At 43.4% G+C, this 22,492-nt stretch carries 22 protein-coding genes; 9 read left to right on the forward strand and 13 right to left on the reverse strand.

Going from position 1 to position 22,492, the window contains the following annotated elements; genetic code table 11:
- The first annotated feature begins 59 nt into the window (after positions 1-59).
- Entirely contained in the window at positions 60-287 is a 228-nt protein-coding gene (gene yidD / locus JOC95_RS16025) for a membrane protein insertion efficiency factor YidD (protein ID WP_204418219.1), read from the forward strand.
- Here the strand turns inward: yidD and JOC95_RS16030 are convergent.
- A complete protein-coding gene (locus JOC95_RS16030) occupies positions 284-850 on the reverse strand; it encodes a beta-class carbonic anhydrase (RefSeq protein ID WP_204418220.1) in 567 nt (188 codons plus the stop codon). The two genes, yidD and JOC95_RS16030, sit on opposite strands and share 4 nt — an antisense overlap.
- A gap of 163 nt (positions 851-1,013) precedes the next feature.
- Here JOC95_RS16030 and JOC95_RS16035 point away from each other — a divergent pair, with 163 nt between their 5' ends.
- Positions 1,014-2,195: a GTP-binding protein gene (locus tag JOC95_RS16035; protein WP_204418221.1), complete on the forward strand. Its 1,182-nt coding sequence runs from the start codon at positions 1,014-1,016 to the stop codon at positions 2,193-2,195.
- Between the two features lie 89 nt (positions 2,196-2,284).
- Positions 2,285-3,259, forward strand: a complete 975-nt coding sequence (locus JOC95_RS16040; protein WP_204418222.1) for a metal ABC transporter substrate-binding protein — start codon at positions 2,285-2,287, stop codon at positions 3,257-3,259.
- 49 nt (positions 3,260-3,308) lie between these two features.
- Here JOC95_RS16040 and JOC95_RS16045 read toward each other — a convergent pair whose 3' ends face one another.
- Positions 3,309-4,262 carry a CobW family GTP-binding protein gene (locus tag JOC95_RS16045; RefSeq protein ID WP_204418223.1) on the reverse strand — a complete coding sequence of 318 codons (954 nt, stop codon included), beginning with the start codon at positions 4,260-4,262 and terminating at the stop codon, positions 3,309-3,311.
- A gap of 195 nt (positions 4,263-4,457) precedes the next feature.
- On the opposite strand from JOC95_RS16045, the gene JOC95_RS16050 reads away from it, so the two are divergent.
- Complete coding sequence (locus tag JOC95_RS16050) at positions 4,458-5,810, forward strand: cytochrome ubiquinol oxidase subunit I (protein WP_204418224.1); 1,353 nt, start codon at positions 4,458-4,460, stop codon at positions 5,808-5,810.
- A gap of 15 nt (positions 5,811-5,825) precedes the next feature.
- Positions 5,826-6,857: a cytochrome d ubiquinol oxidase subunit II gene (locus JOC95_RS16055; RefSeq protein WP_204418225.1), complete on the forward strand. Its 1,032-nt coding sequence runs from the start codon at positions 5,826-5,828 to the stop codon at positions 6,855-6,857.
- Between the two features lie 33 nt (positions 6,858-6,890).
- On the opposite strand, the gene JOC95_RS16060 is transcribed toward JOC95_RS16055, so the two are convergent.
- A complete protein-coding gene (locus JOC95_RS16060; protein ID WP_204418226.1) occupies positions 6,891-7,169 on the reverse strand; it encodes a DUF2325 domain-containing protein in 279 nt (92 codons plus the stop codon).
- Positions 7,170-7,555: 386 nt separating this feature from the next.
- On the opposite strand from JOC95_RS16060, the gene JOC95_RS16065 reads away from it, so the two are divergent.
- Positions 7,556-7,717: a DUF1540 domain-containing protein gene (locus tag JOC95_RS16065; protein WP_204418227.1), complete on the forward strand. Its 162-nt coding sequence runs from the start codon at positions 7,556-7,558 to the stop codon at positions 7,715-7,717.
- A gap of 58 nt (positions 7,718-7,775) precedes the next feature.
- Here the strand turns inward: JOC95_RS16065 and JOC95_RS16070 are convergent, their stop codons facing one another.
- From JOC95_RS16070 to JOC95_RS16115, 10 genes are all read right to left on the reverse strand, one after another.
- Positions 7,776-8,660: a metal ABC transporter permease gene (locus JOC95_RS16070; protein WP_204418228.1), complete on the reverse strand. Its 885-nt coding sequence runs from the start codon at positions 8,658-8,660 to the stop codon at positions 7,776-7,778.
- On the reverse strand, positions 8,657-10,015 hold the full coding sequence (locus JOC95_RS16075) for a metal ABC transporter permease (RefSeq protein ID WP_204418229.1): 1,359 nt from the start codon (positions 10,013-10,015) through the stop codon (positions 8,657-8,659). The genes JOC95_RS16070 and JOC95_RS16075 overlap by 4 nt, the downstream gene beginning before the upstream one ends.
- A 10-nt stretch (positions 10,016-10,025) precedes the next feature.
- Positions 10,026-10,772, reverse strand: coding sequence for a metal ABC transporter ATP-binding protein (locus JOC95_RS16080; protein ID WP_204418230.1), 747 nt, complete (start codon positions 10,770-10,772; stop codon positions 10,026-10,028).
- 18 nt (positions 10,773-10,790) lie between these two features.
- Positions 10,791-11,717 carry a metal ABC transporter solute-binding protein, Zn/Mn family gene (locus JOC95_RS16085; RefSeq protein ID WP_204418231.1) on the reverse strand — a complete coding sequence of 309 codons (927 nt, stop codon included), beginning with the start codon at positions 11,715-11,717 and terminating at the stop codon, positions 10,791-10,793.
- 358 nt (positions 11,718-12,075) lie between these two features.
- Positions 12,076-13,191, reverse strand: coding sequence for an o-succinylbenzoate synthase (gene menC / locus JOC95_RS16090; protein ID WP_204418232.1), 1,116 nt, complete (start codon positions 13,189-13,191; stop codon positions 12,076-12,078).
- Positions 13,181-14,686 carry an o-succinylbenzoate--CoA ligase gene (locus tag JOC95_RS16095; protein ID WP_204418233.1) on the reverse strand — a complete coding sequence of 502 codons (1,506 nt, stop codon included), beginning with the start codon at positions 14,684-14,686 and terminating at the stop codon, positions 13,181-13,183. The genes menC and JOC95_RS16095 overlap by 11 nt, the downstream gene beginning before the upstream one ends.
- An 86-nt stretch (positions 14,687-14,772) precedes the next feature.
- The gene (gene menB, locus JOC95_RS16100; RefSeq protein ID WP_204418234.1) at positions 14,773-15,594 is read right to left on the reverse strand and encodes a 1,4-dihydroxy-2-naphthoyl-CoA synthase; all 822 of its coding nucleotides are present in this window, start codon (positions 15,592-15,594) and stop codon (positions 14,773-14,775) included.
- A 20-nt stretch (positions 15,595-15,614) separates the two neighbouring features.
- Positions 15,615-16,427, reverse strand: a complete 813-nt coding sequence (gene menH / locus JOC95_RS16105) for a 2-succinyl-6-hydroxy-2,4-cyclohexadiene-1-carboxylate synthase (protein ID WP_338083110.1) — start codon at positions 16,425-16,427, stop codon at positions 15,615-15,617.
- Entirely contained in the window at positions 16,424-18,181 is a 1,758-nt protein-coding gene (gene menD / locus JOC95_RS16110; RefSeq protein ID WP_204418235.1) for a 2-succinyl-5-enolpyruvyl-6-hydroxy-3-cyclohexene-1-carboxylic-acid synthase, read from the reverse strand. Before menD ends, menH begins: the two co-directional genes overlap by 4 nt.
- Positions 18,178-19,572: an isochorismate synthase gene (locus tag JOC95_RS16115; protein WP_204418236.1), complete on the reverse strand. Its 1,395-nt coding sequence runs from the start codon at positions 19,570-19,572 to the stop codon at positions 18,178-18,180. Before JOC95_RS16115 ends, menD begins: the two co-directional genes overlap by 4 nt.
- A gap of 258 nt (positions 19,573-19,830) precedes the next feature.
- On the opposite strand from JOC95_RS16115, the gene JOC95_RS16120 reads away from it, so the two are divergent.
- The 3 genes from JOC95_RS16120 (at position 19,831) to JOC95_RS16130 (ending at position 22,489) form a co-directional block, all read left to right on the forward strand.
- Positions 19,831-20,772, forward strand: a complete 942-nt coding sequence (locus JOC95_RS16120; RefSeq protein ID WP_204418237.1) for a 1,4-dihydroxy-2-naphthoate polyprenyltransferase — start codon at positions 19,831-19,833, stop codon at positions 20,770-20,772.
- 118 nt (positions 20,773-20,890) lie between these two features.
- A complete protein-coding gene (locus tag JOC95_RS16125; RefSeq protein WP_204418252.1) occupies positions 20,891-21,637 on the forward strand; it encodes a TraR/DksA C4-type zinc finger protein in 747 nt (248 codons plus the stop codon).
- Positions 21,638-21,760: 123 nt separating this feature from the next.
- Positions 21,761-22,489 carry a lipase family protein gene (locus JOC95_RS16130; RefSeq protein ID WP_204418238.1) on the forward strand — a complete coding sequence of 243 codons (729 nt, stop codon included), beginning with the start codon at positions 21,761-21,763 and terminating at the stop codon, positions 22,487-22,489.
- Positions 22,490-22,492 lie beyond the last annotated feature (3 nt).

The following is a 22,492-nucleotide window of genomic DNA, read 5'->3' on the forward strand; positions in this document are numbered from 1 at the left end:
TTTAATAAATTTTCCGTTCCCGAAAAAATCAGCTATAATTTATTCTGAGGTGACAGTATATGAAACAGATCTTTCTTTTGCTAATCCGCTTTTATCAAAAGGTCATATCTCCATTAACACCGCCCTCATGCCGGTTCTATCCGACATGCTCCCATTACGGGATGGAGGCAATCAGCCGCTTTGGTGCCATTAAAGGAGGATGGCTGACCATAAAAAGAATCCTGAAGTGCCATCCGTTTCATCCTGGTGGAATCGATCATGTTCCAGAGAAAAAAGAAAAAGCTTAAACCGATTGATAACCATCCACTACCAAATCGAGTTTACCTGTGTTAGGGTCTATCACCAGTCCATGTACAGGTACTCCATCAGGCATCAACGGATGGTTGGCAATCATATCGACACTCTCCCTGACACTTTCCTCGACACTGTCAAAGCCTTTCAGGAAAGTTTTCACATCGATACCTGCGTATTTCAGATCATCGATCGTTTCTTTCTTTATTCCCCTTGCTTCCATTTTTTCTCTAATCGAGTCATAATTCACTTTTCCCATGCCGCAATCATGGTGACCGATGACCATCACTTCATCCGCATTGAGTTCCAACACCGCAACCAATATGCTTCTCATGATGCTTCCAAACGGATGGGATACAAGGGCACCTGCATTTTTAACCATTTTCATATCCCCGTGCTTCACATTCATTGCACTTGGCAAAAGGTCGATCAGCCTAGTGTCCATACAAGACAATACAACTAGTTTTTTATCCGGGAACTTCGTTGTCTTATATTGGACATACTCCTCATTTTCCACAAAGTTTCGATTATGATCTAATATTTCATTCAGCAATTTCATCCTACTACCTTCTTTCTGCAACAAATTTTTCTCTCTTCCAATATGACAAAAAAAAAACATAATGACAATAAAAATGAGTTGTCAGGTGTTCAGCTTTCTTGTACTATAGAAAAGTATAAATCGTAAAGATTACGTTTTACGTACAGAAAGGAAGTATTTTATTATGTCAAAAATACCAGTTACCGTGATAAGCGGATATTTAGGATCGGGAAAAACCACTTTACTTAACCATATTTTATCCAATAGGCAGGGTTTAAAGATCGCTGTAATTGTGAACGATATGAGCGAAGTCAATATCGATTCGGCACTTGTTCAGAATGGCGGCTTTTCCAGAACAGAGGAAAAGCTCGTGGAATTGCAGAATGGCTGTATCTGCTGTACGCTGCGTGAGGATTTGATGAAAGAGGTAGAACGTCTGGTAGATGAAGGGAATATCGAATATATCGTTATTGAATCTTCCGGAATCAGTGAACCGATACCTGTAGCCCAGACATTCACTTATATCGATGAGGAGTTTAATATAGATTTAACGTCCAAATGCTATATTGATGCAATGATTACTGTCGTGGATGGATTCCGCTTCTTTGAAGATTACAATTCCGGTGAAAGTCTGCTTGATCGCATGGAGGGAACCGACGAAAACGACACACGGGAGGTTTCCGACCTTCTCATTGATCAAATAGAGTTTGCCGATATCCTCCTGTTGAATAAGACTGACCTCATCGATTCTGAGGATGTGATGGATATGGTAGCTTTTTTGAAAAAAATGAATCCGCAAGCAAAAATCATTCCAACCGAAAAAAGCTCAGTTGATCTTGATAGAATACTGAATACGAACCTGTTTGATTTCGACAAAGCAAGCCAGGCAGCAGGCTGGATCAAGGAATTGAATGAAGAGCACATTCCGGAAACTGAAGAATACGGCATATCCTCCTTTGTATATAGAAGGAAAAAGCCATTCCATCCCGAGAGATTCATGAGTTGGCTTGAGAATTGGCCGGAAAATGTGGATCGTGCAAAAGGGTTCTTTTGGTTAGCTTCAAGAAATGAAATGGCTGGTTTGCTCTCACAGGCAGGCGCCTCGATCATGCTTCAGGGTGCGGGACTTTGGGTAGCAGCCTATAGTGAGGAAGAGAAGGAAATGACGTTAAAAGAAGAACCTGAGCTTTTGGCCAAATGGGATGAGACTCATGGGGATAGAATGACAGAGTTAGTCTTTATCGGATTTGATCTAGATCGAGATGAGTTAGAAGAGTCACTGGATACATGCCTACTTACTGAAGAAGAAATGTTAGGGGACTGGACAAAATTCCATGATCCGATACCTGCATTTGTTACAGAGTAATAAAAATTATTAATCAATTTCCTTTTCAGTTCTCAAATCGTAATAATTACGATATAATGTTCAAGGATACTCAATGAGAGGAGAACACAATGAAAAATAAATCAATTTTATCCATTCTAATACTTATATTTTTTACATTTTTAGTTGGTTGTAATTCGGATAACCAATCATCTGAAGGAAAACTAACAGTGTATACAACCATATTCCCTTTGGAGGATTTCACAAATAAAATTGGAGGAGATCATGTGGATGTTAAATCCGTCTACCCTCCAGGTGCTGACGCACATACTTTTGAACCTTCCACGAAAACAATGAGTGAGATGGCTTCTGCTGATGCTTTCATCTACACCGGTGTTGGGGTGGAGGGCTTTGCTGATAAGGCGAAAGATGTTCTGGAAAATGAGGAAGTTAAAGTAGTGGCTGCCGCCCAGGAAATTGAGTTAATGAAAGAAGATGAGCATGCCCATGAAGAGGATGCCCACGAGGAAGATGAACACGCCCATGAAGAGGATGCCCACGGGGAAGATGAACATAATCACGCTGATGGAGACCCACATGTGTGGTTAAGTCCTACTCTTTCTATCTCTCTGGCGGAAAATATCAAAAATGCTTTGGTGGAATTAAAGCCAGAGGCAAAAGAAGATTTCGAAGCTAACTTTCAATCATTAAAAGAGGAATTAGAAGCGTTGGATTCGGAATATAAAGAAACGATGGAATCCGCCAAGACAAATAAGATACTGGTATCTCACGCAGCCTATGGCTACTGGGAAAAGGAATATGGCTTGGAGCAAATCAGCGTAACCGGGTTATCTCCAACTCAGGAACCTTCCCAAAAGCAGCTTACTGAAATCATTGAAACTGCAAAAGAATACAACATTCAATACGTTATTTTCGATCAGAATATCAGCGGTAAGATAGCGGAAGTTGTAAAGAATGAAATAAAAGCGGAAGCATTGACTTTGCATAATCTTGAAGCAGCAACTGAAGAAGATGTGAATAATGAAGAAGACTATTTCAGCTTGATGAGAAAGAATTTGGAAACCTTAAAGAAAGCATTAAACTAATAAAAGCACCGACTTTTTACATCCATAAAAGTCGGTGCTTTTTTATCATTTACTGTTCTGTCAGCTCTTTATAGAATCTCTCCACTTTATCCTGCTCCAATTTATCACCTATGAGAACAACTGCTGGGCTCAGTCCATCCGGTTTTTCTATCATGTTGAGGCGCAACTGTCCTGCAGCATATTGAAACTCAAAATATCTCGAATCGTCTGCAAGCTGAATGATCCCCTTCGCTCGGATAACATGCTTGGATAGCTTTTTCAGCTGTTTTTCCAGCACATCCTTTTTAACGGGGCTTTCCACTCTCAGCTTTGTTGCTTCAATATGATGATGGTGATGGTGATGAAGTTCATGAGTGGAATGGGAGTGTGAGACCTCCCTGACATGAAATCGTTTCTCAAGCATCAGCTCCAATGGAACTTCACCGAAGCTTGTTCTGTATATCGGGACATGATCGTCCAATTCATCTGCCAGCTTTGCTTCCACTTTGTTCAACTCTTTTTCGGAAACCAAATCGATTTTATTTAAGACAAGGATATTTGCAGAAGTTACCTGCTCCTTTAACAAGGCCCTTATTTCTTTGGAGCTGTTAAAAAAGCTTTGATACTCCAGGTAATGACTCGCATCAACGAGGCTTATCATGGATTGCAATTCAAAATGCTCCAAATACAACGGGTCAAGCAGGACATCCTTGATCTCCAATGGATTGGCAACGCCTGTCCCCTCAATCAACAGAACGTCAACCTCTTCATTTATATAACCTTTCAAGGTTGTTTTCAGGTCATCCTGGATGGTACAACATATACATCCATTCAGGAGTTCCACCACCTGCTGTCCTTCAAAAAGATGGTTTTCTACATTTTCATCCCCGAGTTCATTCAGGATGATGCCAGGATTTTTCCCAATATTTCTAAAATGACTGATCATATGTAAAAGTACGGTCGTCTTTCCGCTGCCTAAAAATCCACTGATTACATAAACTGGTACCTTTGGATTTGAATTCATACATAACACTCCTTTCTATTGGCCTATCATATATAATACCCATTATATCATTTACTCAAAACGAAATGATTACGTTTTGATTATACTACTTTTCTTCCTCCCTATCAATTTAGAAAAAAATGCATATAAAGTGGAAAAATGTGGACCATAAGTATTAAAAGACAGGAACAGATTTGTGTGAAGGGAAGTAAGAGTATGGATGATGTCGTAATAGCAAGATCCCTGTTTGGAACCACGATGGGATTTCATATCATTTTTGCAACACTCGGAGTCGGGATCCCTCTGATGATCCTTATTGCGGAATTGATGTACCAGAAAACAAAGAACAGGGATTATGCAGTAATGGCTAAGAGATGGACAAAGGCCAAGGCTGTTCTTTTAGGGGTTGCCATTCCAACCGGTACCATTGCAGGAGTCCAGCTTTCCCTCTTATGGCCGGGCTTCATGGAAGTGATCGGAAAAGTGATGGCGCTCCCTTTTCAAATTGAAATCTACGCATTCTTTATCGAAGCATTATTCATCTCCATTTATGTATACGCAGCTGATCGCATTTCTCCCTGGATGCGTATATTGAGTGTGACATTGGTCACGATCGGGGCAGCTGCATCCGCAGTACTGATTACCAATGTACATGCCTTTGAAGGAACACCAGCAGGCTTTCGCATTGAAAATGGGGAAATAGTGGACGTCGACCCTTGGGCTGCCTTCTTCAACCCAAGCTTTATCGTCACTGCTGCCCATGTAGCTGTATCTGCATTCATGACAGGAGCTTTTGTCATTGCCTCTGTTGCAGCCTTTAAAATGCTTCGCAACAAGCATAACGAACGGGTATACAAATTTCATCGAAAGGCATTGGTCATGGGCTTGGTCGTGGGAGGCATCTTCTCTTTCATGACCGCGATCAATGGTCATGAATCAGCCCAGCTTCTGCATCAGTATCAACCAGAAAAGCTTGCTGCTGCAGAAGGGTTGTTTGAAACCCAGGCCTATGCTCCACTTGCCGTCGGCGGATTCACCGACCGGGAAACCCAAGAGGTCAAATGGGGCATCGAAATACCTTGGGCTTTGAGCTTTTTGGCGGATGACCGCTTTGATACCGTTGTTGTTGGCTTAAACGATTTTCCAGAAGAGTACTGGCCTCCACTATTTGTTCATACGTTATTCAACGGAATGGTAGGGATAGGCTCCTTGTTGATATTGTTATCAATGATAGGATTCTTTTGGAGCAAAATCCTGAAAAAGCCAACGTTTCCAAAGTGGCTGATGTGGCTTTTTATGGCAGCTGGGCCGCTGGCCATACTCGCTATCGAATTTGGCTGGATATTTGCCTGCACCGGCCGTCAGCCCTGGGTCATCTATCGTGTCATGCTGACGGAAGAAGCGGTAACAGGCAACCAGAATCTTGCTGTCCTTTTTATCGCATTTGCGTTTATTTATGTACTATTAGGAGTCGCAGTGGTATGGGTGCTGCGTCACTACTTCAAGCGGCATCCACTTGAGGACGAGCTGGATGAAGTGCCTCCTTCCAATTCCGGGGTTCAAGTCTAGAAAGGAACTGATCTTATGACAGATGCAATTCTTGCTATTACTGTACTCTGGGGATTTATATTCATCTATGCGGTAATGGCCACAATGGATTTCGGTGCCGGCTTCTGGTCGATGCTTTATATTAAAAATAACAAAACGAATGCAACCAATATCGCTAACCGCTACCTTTCTCCGACATGGGAAGTGACAAATGTATTCATCGTGGCAGTGGTGGTAGCCATCTACAGCTTTTTTCCGAGTGCCGCCTATACATTGGGAACGGTATTATTAATCCCGGGAAGCATCATTCTGCTACTTCTGGCTGTTCGAAGCGGCTTTCTCGTTTTTTCACATATTGTGGAGGAATACCAAAAGCCATTAACCTATATTTCAGGCATTACGGGGTTTTTGATTCCGGCTTTTCTTATCCTCGTCCTGCCAGTCACTCACGGAGGTTACGTAGATACGGTAGATGGAGTGGATAGGCTCATGCTCGGTCGTCTCCTGACAAGCCCACATGCGCTTTCCTTTATCATATTTGCAATCAGCAGTACTTTATTCCTGTCCTCTTTGTTGCTCGCAGACTTTTCTAAAGTGGCAAATGATAAGGATGCTTATGAAATCTATCGGAGGGATGCCCTTATTCTTGGCCCTGTTTCGTTGTTTGGGGCATTATTGATCATGATTACCATGAGATATGAAGCAGGATGGCTTTTTGACGGAATGATGGATTATCTGGTGTGGTTGTTCATTTCAGCCGGGATGTTTGTCGTAACCGGGATAGCTCTCGTACTGCCGGATAAAAGGAAGGGCTGGACTGGTTTACCTCGGCTTGCAGTGGTTTCTGCATTTATCCAGTACGCTCTGGCAAGCTACGCTTACGGGCGTGCACATTTGCCTTATATCATCTATCCAAATGTCACCATCGAGAACGGATTTACAGATCCAGCCTCATTTCGAGCGCTATTCATTTCCTATATAGTCGGATTTGTAATCCTGTTTCCCGGTTTTATCTACTTTTGGCGTTTATTCATGAAGGACGACCGCTATATCAAGAGTGAAAATTAAAGTCAGGAGGATGCCTCTTGGCTTTTTATATTTTTACACCCTGCTTAATGTCTGCTGAATCGAACTCCATGACCTTTTACAGTAGTAGACAGGCTTGTTGCATTCCTTCGCTTTCTGTTTGATGACTTTTGCCAAATTATGATTTATGTAATCCGTCAATACCAGAATCAAATCCACATGATCAGGGATCGATCGCTTAACCACCTGCACTTTTCTGCCATCCACATGAACAATATCCTCAAAACCGAAAGTCTTCAATTTATCCTGGATGTTCCCTAAATGATCTGCTCCTACAACCATTAATGATGTCATCGCTTTACACCCTTTCCCTACACTTTTAATTGAGAATGATTCTCTCTTGTTGAATCTATAATAATTGAGAATGATTCTCTTTGTCAATAAAATATATAAATTATTCATGTTTTTTAAAATTCCCTGAAATAGGAAGAATGGTATTTGCAAGTGGGGAGAAATTAAGAGTGTATCTTCTACACATAGGTTCTGTTAAAGAATAGAGTTGTTCTATACTAGCTGTTGATTGGAGCAATAGGCGAAGACTCCTGCGGGAAGATAGCGGTAGGCTGGAGACCCCGCAAGGCGAAGCCTGAGGAGGCTCCAGCATCGCCCCTTGGGTCGCTGCGCCTAGTGCGGAAATCAACAGCGGGTTTACAGGGCCACAACTAAAGGAGGACGAGATAATGGCTAGAGATGTTGAAGTTTTATGCGAAGTGGAAAATTGCAACTTCTGGGGACAAGGTAACCGTTGTAACGCCGATGCTATCTATGTAGTAAGCCACAAAGGAAACACTGCACACGATAGCAAAGATACCGATTGCAAAACATTTGAACCTACACATTAATGATGAAAACAAAATGGACCATAGGCATTTTGCCGCTGGTCCATTTGTTTTTTGTAAGTCATGCCGATCGTTTTGTTAAGGATTTTCTAAAAATCCATTTCATCACAATACCATGTTTTGGTGAAAGGAAAAAGGTGAGAACAAACAATACCCCTGCCATCATGGCCATAGATCCGGAAATGGAAACATTATAGAGGTAAGCAAAATAGTACCCCAGTACTGCAGAAGCTACTCCTATGACGGCACTTAATACCAGCATGACACTCAATCTATCGGTTAAAAGGTAGGCGCTTGCTCCTGGTGCAATCAGCATGGCCACGACCAGAATTGCCCCGACACTGTCAAACGATGCGACAGTCGTGATGGAGAGCATCCCCATCAAAAGATAATGCATGAACATGACCGGTATGCCGATTGCTACTGCCATCTCCGGGTCAAATGCACAGATTTTCAGCTCTTTATAGAAAAAGACAATCAATGCGATATTAATGATGAGAACCGTTCCGAGCATCCAGACTGCTTTGGGCCCGAGCTCCATCCCCGCAAAAACGAAGGTATCCCATGGCACGAAGGCAATCTCTCCCATCAACGCATGATCCACATCAAGATGGATCTTTCCTGCATACATCGATACGAGAATGACCCCCAAAGCGAACAAGGAAGTGAAAACTACACCTATTGCTGCATCGGATTGCACACCGGACGAATGGAGAAGCTGAACAAAGAAAGCGGTCAATAGCCCCACCACTAGGGCACCTACGAACATATATATGCCTTCAAGGCTACTGGACACCAGATATGCCCCAACGATTCCAAGCAGGACGGTATGGCTGATGGCATCAGCCAGCATCGCCATTTTCCTTAATATAAGAAAACATCCAGTGATTCCACTCGTGATACCTACAAGCGAGCCGGTTAAGATTATCCATCCTTCATAACTCATAATGGGCCGGCACTCCCTTTCAATATGGATTGAAGCCCAGCTGAATTTCGTTTGCACTTTGCCTCATATAGCGGATAAGCAATCGGATCTTTTCCGAAATCTTTTAACAAAGAGCGGAGCTCCTCCACTATTTCTTTAGGACCGTTCAACAAATCCATGCTGCCTTCTCTCCAATTAGATTCTGGAAACTTACTTTCAAACATCAGATACATATCCATGAGACGGTTTTTGAGGACAATACCATGTGCATGCTTCAGCCCTTTTTCAGTTAAACCGATAAATCCGTTATCTTCAATGAATATCAGCTTTTTCTGTCTAAGCTCTTTTAATACTTTCCTCAATACCAATGTATGTGTAGGCCTGAGGTCAAGGACTGATTCGAGAGAAAAGCTTCCCATTGACTTGCCTTCTGTATGCAATAAAGATTCTTCCGAAAGTTCATATAAGGAAGATAAGACATTCTCGCAAGTAATCTGATTTTTCACTTTCATCTGTTTGATGGCTCTTGGGACTAAGCCTTTTTTTGTTCCAAACATTAAAGAAAAGATAAAACAAATAGTCGCTGCCATGATAATAAGGGGGCCAGTCGGCATTCCTCTGGATAAAGTACTTAACAGAGTTCCGATGACACCGGATATCGCACCCACCAAACCAGCTAAAATTACCATGTGGTCTAATCGTTCGGTCCAGTACCTTGCCGTAATGGCCGGTGTGATAAGCATCGCTGCCATCAGGATGACGCCAACAGCCTGAAGGCCGATTACCACCGCTCCAACTATCAGGGTCATAAGAAGGCCATTCAGCCATTTCACAGGCATTCCCAAGCCTTGGGCAAATTGCGGATCGAACGTAATCAGCTTTAATTCCTTGAATAAGAGGAAGGTGATAAAAATCAATGCCAGTGCTATGGTGCTGATTATTTGCACATCCACCCCGACAATTGCCGCAGCCTGCCCGAAAATAAAGGAATCAAGGCCTGCCTGATTTCCCTTTCCATGATGCTGTACATATGTCAAAAGTACGATCCCGGCTCCAAAAAACACGGAAAGTACTAGCCCGATTGCCGTATCCTCTTTGATTCTGGAATGCTTGATCACTGCCTGTATACAATAGGTCCCGATCAGTCCCGATATTGCTGCACCTATCATGAACCATGACATGGATTTCGCTCCATAGATCAAAAATGCAATACATATACCAGGAAGTGCTGCATGCGCCATGGCATCTCCGAGCAAGCTCTGTTTTCTTAATAATGCAAAGCTGCCAAGTACTCCACTCGCAATGCCAAGCAATACAGTCCCTAATAAAACCCATTGTACATTTGGATCTCTCAGCATATAAAGTATCGTATCCATAATGTCACTCCTACTGTTCTACGATTGCCTGATTTTGATCTAGAAATGCCAGGCGGCCGCCATACGTTCGTTGTAAATTCTCCATCGTAAAGACTTCTTCGGTTGGGCCGATGGCTATTTTCCTCAGATTAATCAACAGCACCCAATCAAAATATTCTTTTACGGTTTGAAGATCATGATGAACGACCAAAACTGTCTTCCCCTGGGACTTCAACTCGTTCAGGATTGTGATGATCGCTTTTTCTGTTGCTGCATCCACACCGACAAATGGTTCATCCATAAAATAGATGCTCGCATCCTGGGCAAGTGCCCTTGCCAGGAATACCCTCTGCTGTTGTCCTCCTGAAAGCTGGCTGATCTGCCTTGTTGCATAATCTCTCATTCCGACTTTATCCAAACACTCGTATGCAAACTCAATGTCTTTCTTGCCCGGTCTTTTTATCCAGCCAATATGTCCGTACCTTCCCATGAGCACCACGTCCAAGGCATTCGTCGGAAAATCCCAGTCAACCGACCCGCGCTGGGGGACATATCCGATCAACTTTCTCTGTGACCGATATGGCTTACCATAAATGGAGATGCTCCCCGAAGCTTTAGGGATCAGTTCCAGTGCTGCCTTTATTAATGTAGACTTGCCTGCACCGTTTGGGCCGATGATGCCGATCAGTTTTCCTTCAGGAACGGTAAAACTGATTTCTTTCAATACAGGTTTCCGATGGTATGCCACAGTCAGATTTTCAATCTTTACTGGTTCCATAATGTTCACCTTACCTTCTTATTTTAGGGCGTTTACGATTGTATCAATATTATGTTTGAACATGCCCAGATATGTTCCTGTCTCCGTACCGGCTTCTCCCATGGCGTCAGAATATAATTCCCCGCCGATGACTACGGTATGGCCACGGCTCTCCGCACCTTTTACCACTGCATTGATGGAATCCTCGGATATACTGCTTTCCACGAATACAGCTTTAACATTTCTTTCCACCAATAAGTCAATGATGCTCTGGACATCCCGTAACCCAAATTCCGCATCCGTACTCAGTCCCTGTAAACCGGTAACTTCCATTCCATATGCCTCACCGAAATATTTGAATGCATCATGTGCCGTTACAAGCACCCTGCTTTCTTCTGGGATGGATGCGATTTGCTCTTTTCCATATGCATCCAGTTCCTTCAAGTCTTTAATATAATTTGCGGCATTCTCTTCATAGGTTTCAGCATTTTCTTTGTCCTGTTCCACCAAGGTTTCCGTTACCGCTTCTACCGCATGGATCCATAGTGTGATATCGAACCATACATGAGGATCTTTTTTCTTTGCATCATCATCTGCGGTAAGAAGCAGTTCTTCAGGAATTTTTTCTCCAACTGCTACAGTCGGTTTATCTTTTGACATTTTTTCAAGGATATCTCCCATTTTCCCTTCCAGATGAAGACCATTATAAAAAATGATATCCGCTTTGCTCAGTTTACCGATATCGCCTTGGGACGCTTGATAAAGATGGGGATCGATTCCCGGTCCCATCAATGATTCGACTTCCACGTGCTCTCCACCGACGTTTGCAACAATGTCGCCTATCTGAGCAATAGTGGTTGTGACCTTCAATTTATCACTTTCTTCTCCTGTTGTTGCTCCTGAGCATGCAGTCAAGCCTAAGCAAAAAGCTCCAAGAAGTAAAAGTCTCGTAAACATTGTTTTCATTATTGTATTCCCTCTCCCATTGTAGAATTGTGTATAGCAACAAATGTTTCTCTAACGCAAGTTTTTTGGTAAAAATATACACATTCTCACCAGATTCCAATTTAATCTATGCGGACTCCAGAAAAAATGTGCCATCGTTTTTGACAAGCTCACCAATTTGAGCTTCAACTTAAAATGTTTCCCTAATACAAAAGTTAAACCCTGAGCAAACTTTTGTCAAGCAAAGTTTTTTGAAAACTATTTTTATTTTGGGGGTCTGGCCCTGGCAGGGGATTGTCCATCAGAGTCGAATTCTTAAAGGTTTAGGGCAAGATGAAAAGCCCCTGCAGCTCTATGAAGTTGCAGGGGCTTTTTGGTTTTATAGGTCTTCTTTTTGGAAGGTTTTTATTTTTGCACTTATTTCTTTTATATATTTTTCGTTCACACTATGGCCGATTCCGGGCGAGGTTGGCACGCTTATCTTCCCTTGAGTGACTACTACCTCCGGCTCGATGACATCCTTCTTCCAATACCGGGAGGAGGACGATATATCTCCGGGAATCGTAAAGTTCGGCAGGGAAGCAAGGGCAATATTGAATGATCTTGAAATTCCTGTTTCCAGCATACCGCCACACCAGACAGGTATTCCATTCCGCATGCAAAGATCATGAATGCGGATGGCATTTGTAAGGCCCCCTACCCGGCCGATTTTTATATTGATCACCTGGCAGCTTCCAAGCTTTATGGCATGGACGGCATCGTTGTAGGAAACAATGCTTTCATCGAGGCAGATTGGCGTGCTTAACGCCTTTTGGAGCTCCGCATGCTCAATGATATCATCCGAAGCAAGAGGCTGTTCGATCATCAGGAGCTGAAACTCATCCAGCTTCTTCAACCTATCAACATCATTGAGTGTATAAGCAGAGTTGGCATCCGCCATTAGAGCAAGCTGTGGGAATTCCCTTCTGATTGCGTGCAGCATTTCATAATCATGTCCGGGATCGATTTTCACTTTAACCCGCTGATAGCCTTCTTTAACACGCAAGTTTATCGCATCAATCATCTTGCTTGGCGTGTCCACACTGACTACAACACCTGCATCTATTCTTTTACGTGTTCCCCCGATAAAGTCAGCTAATGACTTTCCGGCTCTTTTCGCAAAAAGATCCCATGCAGCCATCTCCACTCCCGCCCTTGCCATCGGATTTCCCTTCCATACCAGCAGGGCATTATGGATTTCACCAGGATGCTCCCATTGCCCTTGTAAAAGCGATGGAATAAAGAAGTCCTCCAGCATATGCCATGAAGTCTGAATCGTTTCTTCGGTGTACCATGGGGAAGAGAACGCAACCACCTCTCCCCATCCGCTGACCCCATCCATGTCCGTCATTTTCAAGAGAATGCTTTCCCGTTCGGATACCGTTCCCAAATGGGTGCGAAAAGGCTGAAGAAGCTCCAATTTGGTAAGAAACATCTCTATCTTTTTAATCTTCATGAACATGACCCCTAGCTAGATCAGACTTAGGCAAGTATTCCACGAGCCTTCTTCTTACAAGTTTGTTGGAGGCATTACGGGGCAATTCAATTACCTTCACTATTTTCTTAGGAACCTTATATTTAGCCAAGCGCTGTGAAGCAAAATCAATTATTTCACTTTCTGATACATCCTGACCCCTCAACACCACATAGGCTACAGGTACCTGTCCCCAGCGGTCATCCTCCATTGCTCCCACACCTGCATCTTTGACGGACGGATGTGACATGAGCACTGCTTCGATTTCAGCTGGATACACGTTTTCCCCGCCCGAAATGATCAGGTCACTTCTGCGATCTAAAACATAAAGGAATCCATCCTCATCCAAATAGCCAATATCCCCAGTATGCAGCCACCCGTCGTTGAATGCTCGTTTCGTCGCTTCCTCATCATGAAAATAACCTGGTGTGACATTGGGACCTTTCACCAATATTTCTCCCGCCTCACCTGCATGAGCTTCCTTGCAATCCCCATCAACCACTATTTTTATCTGGCTGGAGAATAGGGCCTTTCCTGCACTCCCGATTTTCAAAAGTGCCGCTTCCGGGGAGAGCGTGACGATCTGTGAGCAGGTCTCTGTCATCCCATATGTCTGAAACACAGGGATCCCTCTCTTTTCGCATTCCTTTAGCATCGGTAACGGAATCGGTCCTCCGCCGGCCAACATGCACCGGAAAGTTGCTGGATACATTCCTTCACCCAAATCCTCCAAAAGCTGCTGAAGCATCGTACTCACAACAGAAACGATGGTAACTCCCTTATTCTTAATATCTTCATTTACCTTCTGGGCATTAAATTTCTCATGAAGAATGACCCTCATCCCATAAATGACACTACGCATTAAAATCGACAATCCACTGATATGGAACAGCGGTACAGCTGCAAGCCAGGCATCCTTTTCATAAAGACCAAGGTTCAATGCAGAACCTGACGCACTCCAAAAATGATTCCCGTATGTTTGCTTTACCCCTTTCGGATTGCCGGTTGTTCCACTTGTATACATGATCGTATCCACAGAATCCAGCTGAAACTCCTTCACCATTGGAAAGGGAGTAGCCTCCCCTTGAAGTAATTCATCCATCGAGATAATGTTACTCTCCTTTGCAAACTCACTTTCCATCAGACTGTCCACCCTCTCGATATCTGTCACGAGCAATTTGGACATGGAGTTCTTTGTTTGGAAGGCAAGCTCCATTGGGGTAAGCCTTAAATTATGTAAAACTGTTATCGCTCCAAGATGCTTTAAAGAGAAAAGAAGCAACACCATTTCCAGGCTGTTTTTCATGAATACTGAAACAGAATCCCCTTTTCTGATGTTCTGGGAAGACAGTTTGGAAGCAAGCTCCATTGACCGTTCGTTTAGTTGGGCAAATGTCAGTTTTTCCTGATCTGTTTCAATCGCTATCCGATCAGGAGTCAGGCTAGCTCGTTTCATCAAAAAATTTGGAACCAACATTACTCTAGCACCTCCCTAATTTGCAATATAAAAAAGAGAGCAATTTAAAAGCACCATGCTTCTAAATTGCCCCCATACATTCGTGATTAAGGGAAGCGAGGGAATTGACCGAAGTCTGGTTTTCTCTTCTCCTTGAACGCGTCACGGCCTTCTTTTGCTTCATCAGTTGTATAGTAAAGTAACGTTGCATCTCCAGCGAACTGCTGGATACCAGCCAATCCGTCTGTGTCGGCATTAAATGCTGCTTTGAGGAAACGAAGAGCAGTCGGGCTGTTCGCCAGCATCTCTTCACACCATTTTACCGTTTCATCTTCCAGTTGCTCCAAAGGTACAACCGTGTTTACAAGACCCATGTCCAGTGCTTCCTGTGCATTGTATTGACGGCATAGGTACCAGATTTCACGAGCCTTTTTGTGTCCTACAATACGTGCCAGGTAACCGGAACCATATCCAGCATCAAAGCTGCCCACTTTAGGTCCTGTTTGGCCGAAACGTGCATTTTCTGCAGCAATCGTCAAGTCGCAGACGATATGAAGGACATGTCCGCCACCGATTGCCCATCCTGCAACCATCGCCACTACAGGCTTAGGTGTAACGCGGATCAAACGTTGCAGATCCAATACGTTCAAGCGAGGAATTTCGTCCTCTCCCACGTATCCGCCATGTCCACGTACCTTTTGGTCTCCACCAGAACAGAAGGCTTTATCTCCGGCACCTGTTAAAATGATGACTCCTACACTTGCGTCGTCACGCGCATAGGCAAATGCCTCAATCAATTCCATGACCGTTTTCGGACGGAATGCGTTATGTACTTCCGGACGGTTGATTGTAATCTTTGCAATCCCATTATATGTTTCATATAAAATGTCTTCAAATTGTTTAGGGCCTGCTATCCACTCTCTTGCCATGTCTGTTTCCTCCCTATTTTTCATTTCGACAAAAACTCACTTACTATTTTACCAAACTTTCTTGGTTGTTCCACATGAATTGCATGTCCTACATCACTTATTTTAACATAAACTGCATTTTTCATGAGATTTTTCATATTCTCGGCGATCCCGACAAACTTTGTATCCTTTTCGCCTGCAAGCAGCAAAACCTTGGCTGTACAGTCTTCAAGGCTTTCCCAATAGGAGGATTGTGAACCTGTTCCTATACCTAATAGACTATTGGCCAAGCCAACGGGCGAGTTTTGGAGCCGCTGTTCTTTGATCCGTCGTTGCTTATCTTCTGAAAGAAGAAATTGTGTTTCGAATAACGGGATGCTTGTCCAATATTCAACAAAGTCTTCCACACCATTCTCCCTTATCCTCATTGCCAGACGGTTATCCGCATTTCTTCTTTCACAGCGTTCCTCTTCTGTCCTTAAACCTGGAGAGGCGCTTTCAAGAACAAGTTTTTCCACGAAGGACGGATATGTTGCCGTAAAAGCAAGTGCGACCCTTCCCCCCATGGAATAACCCACCAAAAAGATTTTTGCAATTCCCATCCTATCAAGGATCACTTTGATATCCTCGACTGTATTCTCCATGGAATAACGCCCGGGATCTGCTGGAATGGCACTTTTTCCATGACCCAAGAAGTCCAATAGGATAAAAGTATACTCTCCCTGGTTTTTGAAAAATGTTAAAGCTTCTTTGATATTATTCCCCGTTCCGGTAAATCCGTGCAGCCATAGAATCGGTGTGGGACCGTCCCCAATCGTCTCCAAATGATAAGATACACCATTTACTTCCATCATATTTCACGACTTAATGACAATTTAATTTCCTGGGAAACACTATTCCACAATTTACGATGCTCATGTTCATTTTCCTCGCGGTTTGTCGGTACCTCGATGATATGCAACCCCTTATTCGACAAGGATTTAGAAAGCTCACTTCTGAACGAATCCCATGAACCTACCAGTGAATAGTTTGCATCATAGAGTCTTGCAGCATGTTCGAAATCCATATTCATCGGCGTACCGAACAACGTCTCGAAATGACTATCGATTTTTGATTGGGGCAGAAAACTAAAGATCCCCCCACCGTTGTTATTGATGAGGACTATTGTCACATCAAGCTTCAACAGTTTTGCCGCAAGCAGTCCATTCATATCGTGATAAAATGATAGATCCCCTATCACCAGTACCAATCGGTCATATGCATTACTTGCTGCCAATGCTGTCGATACGACGCCATCAATTCCATTGGCGCCCCTGTTGGCCAGCACTTTAATGTCTTTATCATTTTTGAGGAAAAATGTATCTGCATCCCTGATTGGCATGCTATTTCCTACAAAGATAGCAGATCCTTTCGGGAGCAGCGCCTGCAGCTCGGTAATGACATTTCCCTCAAACATATTCTCATTCTCATGCGGAGAAGATAGGATATTTTTTGTACGTTCATTTATCGAAACAATCTTCTTCACCCAAGAAGGTTCTTTTCTCGGTGAAATCAAGGTGAGGATCTTTTCACAGAATATGTCCTCCTTGCAATGAACCATATAGCTTGCCTGCATAGTCGGATCACGCCATCCTCCGTCACCGTCAATGACAATATGATCCGCACTTGTTGCACGGGCTATGTATTGCATCAGAAACTTGGAAACAGGCATCGCCCCAAATCGGATGATGACCTCAGGCTCGATTGCTTCCTTGACCGCATCTTCCCTTAAAAAGGCATCATATCCCTCGCATATCATCTCTTTGGCATGTGATCCTGTCCGAAGGCCGGATAAAGGATCTGCAAAAATCGGATATTGTAGTGCTTCTGCAAGTTCTGTTACCCTTTCAGGAAATTCTGAGCCGACAGGCATTTCCCCGCAGACGATAATTCCTTTGTTCTTCTTCGAGAAAAGCTGTGAGAAGAATGCCGTCTGATCTTCGCTGATGCTGAAGCTTCCTACTTGAACATCCACTATAGATCCATTCGCTTCACCATATTTCGTCCAAAGATCCTCTGCTTGAAGATTCGGCAGGAGTGGCTCTCGTAGTGGGAAATTCAGATGAACAGGGCCTCTTGGAGCACTCACGGACGTCCCGATGGCCCTGGCCGCCATGGTCCTGGTATACTGGATCATCGGACGCTCATCAGCAGGCAAACTCATCTCCACAAACCATTTTACATAACTGCCATACATCTTAATCTGATCAATTGCTTGCGGAGCCCCGATATCCCGGAGTTCATGCGGTCGATCAGCCGTCAAGATCAACAGAGGGACCCTTGCCTGGTAAGCTTCCACAATCGCTGGATAATAATTGGCTGCAGCTGTACCGGATGTACAAAGTAATGCGACAGGTTTACCGGTTGTCTTGGCAAGTCCAAGTGCATAAAAAGAAGCAGAGCGTTCATCAATCAGAACTGTCACCTCAAGCTTTGGGTGCTCTGCCATTAATAAAGCGATAGGGGTGGACCTGGAGCCCGGACTGATCACTACATCCGTCATTCCGCTCTGCGTTAGCTCATCTACAAAAGCTGCAAGATAATATGTCATATCGTCAGATGGTTTCATGATTCCTTGATGCCCCCTAAAGCAGATAACATTGGCCTGAATTTCATTTGTGTTTCACGGTATTCACTCTCTGGATCTGAATCTCCGACTATCCCGCAGCCCGCAAACAATGATGCCTCTTTGCCCTGCAGGAGTCCTGAACGAATCGCAACAATGAATTCACCATCATTTTGTTCATCCATCCAGCCAAGCGGCCCCGCATACCAGCCACGATCCAGTTTTTCCACTTCCCTGATCGTTTCCATGGATATTTCCCTTGGATAGCCGCCAAGTGCCGGTGTTGGATGTAATAGATTCACCAGGTCTGCCAGAGTCACTTCTTTACCGGTATTGGCTGTGACCGGTGTATGAAGATGCTGTATGTGCTTCATCTTGTAAAGGTTTGGTTCAGTCGGTGTTGTAACATCATGACATACTTCCTGCAGGGCACTTTTAATCATTTGGACCACTAGCTCATGTTCATGAATATTTTTATTATCAGTCAATAGGTTTTTACCAAGCTTCTCATCTTCCTGTAAAGTGGCGCCTCTTCCAATCGAACCAGCCAAACACATGGAATGTACATGGTTACTGTCCTTTTTCACCAGCTGCTCGGGAGTTGCACCAATAAAGCAATCCGACCCTCGTTCCACGGTGAAAAGATAGCTGTTTGACTGTTCCTCGAGTAGGTTTTCCAACACATGATCGACATTGATTTCGTCATTGAAAAGTACCCTTAGCTCCCTGGCCAGCACCACTTTATCCATCACTCCATCAGAAATCCTGTTTGTAACGGTCTGGATGGATTCCTTCCAATCATTCGGGTCCATCTCTAAACATTTTACAATTTCCGGTGCGAAGGCATGACTAATAGAAGAGCCTTTGCCAAGCTCCTCTTTTATTCTCATAAGCTCCTGGAGATGGGACTCTTCACTATCGCTCCAATAGTTAATGGTCATATAATTTTCATTGTCAATCGAAGTGAACATGATAGTAGGCAGGACGAACAGAGCATCTGCAAAATTGTCCCAGAGCTTTGTTTTTTCCTTCTTTGGATCAAAAGAAAAGCCACCATAAATCACTGGTCCGATTTTTTGGTTATCCTGATTTTTCAAGGATTGTCCGCTAAAACGCTTCCATTCCTTTTCAATCCCGTGAAATCTTTCTTGAGTTCCATTCGCAGTGAATTCCTTTGCCACACCAGCTCCGACCATAACATGGCTTTTTGTTGGATTGGACCAATAAAAACGTTGGCCAGGAAAATGACGTGCACTTGCTTTAAAATATTTCAATGGATCCAGTTGATCCACCTTTTCTGTATAGCTGATAAGTACCGGTTGATTTATGTTGGAGGCTTTCACCTTTGCTTCTTCCCATAAACCCAATATATGATGAAATTGCTTTGTAATCATGTAAGACTCCCCCCGAGGCCTTGTTGCCGCAAGACTTTTGTCTCTCGAATAGCTTCCTTTAAGATACACCTCAAAACCTTTTTATGTCAACAAAATGAACCCTATATTTTCTACTATCTTCATTATTATTATAGCATGTTAAATCTTCCCTTTATTTCTTATGAAAAATCGTTGACACCCTTTGTCCCTTTACATAAACTTATACTGTATTTATAATATTACATTTCTGTTTTTCAACTATTAGATGGAGGGGTCAATATGCAGCCTCAGACAATAACTTCTCAATCCGGTTTTCAAGCGCCTTCAGAGAAAAGATGGAAGGTCTGGTGGAACCTTTTACGTCCACATACATTAACCGCAGCCTTCGTTCCAGTCTTTATCGGAACAGCGCTCGCCCTTTACGAAACTGGCATCGACTGGCCGATGTTTCTAGCCATGCTGATTGCAAGCCTTCTGATACAGGCAGCAACGAATATGATCAATGAGTATTACGATTTCAAGAAAGGCTTGGATAATGAACATTCAGTCGGGATCGGCGGTGCGATCGTGCGTCACGGAGTCAAGCCGCAGACTGTTCTACAATTGGCCTTTATCTTTTTTGGAATTGCCACACTGCTCGGTGTTTACATCTGCATGAATAGTACATGGTGGCTTGCCGCAATCGGGACAGCCTGTATGGCGGCAGGATACTTTTACACTGGTGGTCCCTACCCTATTGCCTATACCCCATTTGGAGAAATTGTAGCAGGTTTCTTTATGGGATTTGTGATCATCCTGATTTCTTTTTATATTCAAACAGGGACAGTATCTTCGACAAGCATGCTTATTTCCATCCCGATCTCCATCCTTGTCGGCGCTATCCTCTTGGCCAACAATATACGTGATATCGTTGGCGACAAGGAGAACGGGCGGAAAACGGTGGCAATACTTGTTGGACGAAAAAATGCAATCACCTTGCTTGCTGCCATGTTCATCATTTCCTATACGCTTATTGTACTCTTTATCGCATTGGACTACGCATCAGTCTGGTCATTATTAGTTTTCTTGTCCATTGTAAAGCCTTTATCTGCCATAAAAGGCTTCTCAAGTAATAAAAGCAATGTAACCATGATGCCTGCTATGGTCGCAACTGCGCAGACGAATACCATTTTCGGCTTTCTGCTCGGAATCGGATTGGTAATCGGATATTTCGTTTCATAATCCAAAGGTTCACACATATTTTGTGTGGACCTTTTTGTATGCTCACTAATTGGTAATCATGTTTTTTCGAGCGAGGCTCATAATACAAATAGACAGGATTTTGAAAGGAGTCTTCATGATGATTTCCCAAGAAAAAATTACTCGCTTAAAACAACAATTGGAACAATCAAAACAGGAAGTAAAGGCTCATTTGGAACAGAATGATCATTATCAATTGGAAGTGGAGCATCCGTATGACACAGTCAGCGAGCTCTCTGCATATGACAATCACCCCGGTGACCTAGGGACAGAGCTTTATGAACGTGAAAAGGACATTGCATTAAATGAACATGCCGAAAAAGAACTAGAGGACATTGATCATGCACTGCAGGCGATGGAAAACGGAACATACGGAATTTGTGAAGTTTGCGGTAAAGAAATCAATGAAGATCGTCTTGAAGCTTTGCCAACCACCACTTTTTGTAAAGAACACAGCCCGGACCAGGCAGTTTCCCATAATCGTCCTGTAGAAGAGGAAGTGCTAGCCCCGGCATATGGAAGATTTGAATATGATGAATCAGAGGGGACCTCCTTTGATTCCGAGGATACGTGGCAGATTGTCCAAAGCTACGGGACTTCAGAGTCGCCGTCCGATTTTTCGGAGGATATCGAGCATTACGGGCGTGCCTATGTGGAAAGTGAAGAAAATGAAGGATATGTCGAAGATTACGAAAATTTTATCGGGACAGATATGTATGGCCAGAACATCACTGTCTATCCTTCAGTAAAACATGAAGCATACGAGGATGCACTTGACGAGGAAGGGACCATGACCTCATTCGGTGATTTGCCAGCCTATGAAAAGGATCCGTATACAGAAGGATAAAGCTATAGGGAAGCTGAAGTGTCCAGACACTTCAGCTTTTTTATATCAGTAAATGTGCACCATTTTGAAAGCTCTCAATACATTATCTTAGACCACTATCACGTAAAGTGAGGGATTTGAAAAATGTATACCCGAGAGATCCTTTCCAGGGAATGGGCGGTTTTTTTGGCGGAATGCTGCCAGATGGCTTATGACCAATACTTTCAAAATGGCATATTTTCCGTTCCATATGGTTTTAAGGTGGTAAAAGAGTTTAAAGGTGTTTCTTTCCATAGTCTTGAATGGTTTGGCTTCATCCTGGAATCCGACGAGGCAATAATCGTTGCCTTCAGGGGCACTCAATCTGATCCCGACTGGATTTCGGATGCAGAAATCTATCAGGAAGCTTTTCCATATTGTGCCGCAAAACCACTTGTCCACGGAGGTTTCCTTTCCATCTATGAATCCTTCCGAAAGGATGTTTTGGAAGGATTGTCCACTCTATCCAAAGAAAAAACTCTTTTTATAACCGGCCATAGCCTGGGCGGGGCGCTTGCCGCACTTCACGCACTTGATCTCTCCGTCAATTCCGATTTTACATCCATCTATATGTACACCTATGCTGCACCGAGAGTGGGAGACCCAACATTCGCAAAAGAGTTCAATCAACATGTGCCAGCCTCCATCCGCTTTGTCAACCTTGCCGATATCGTCCCTTTTGTACCCCCCACTAAAGTGACAGGCCCAATTTCCAAGAAGACCTGGCATTATAAACATACTCTTACCGCGTCCCAATTCCTGTTGCGCAAAGGGTCCATTGTTAAGAACCATAGCATCGAAACGTATATAGAAGCGATGAAGACGAAGCTTTGAACA

It is taken from the genome of Sutcliffiella tianshenii (genome assembly GCF_016908565.1).
In the GTDB taxonomy this organism is placed as follows: Bacteria; Bacillota; Bacilli; order Bacillales; family Bacillaceae_I; genus Sutcliffiella_A; species Sutcliffiella_A tianshenii.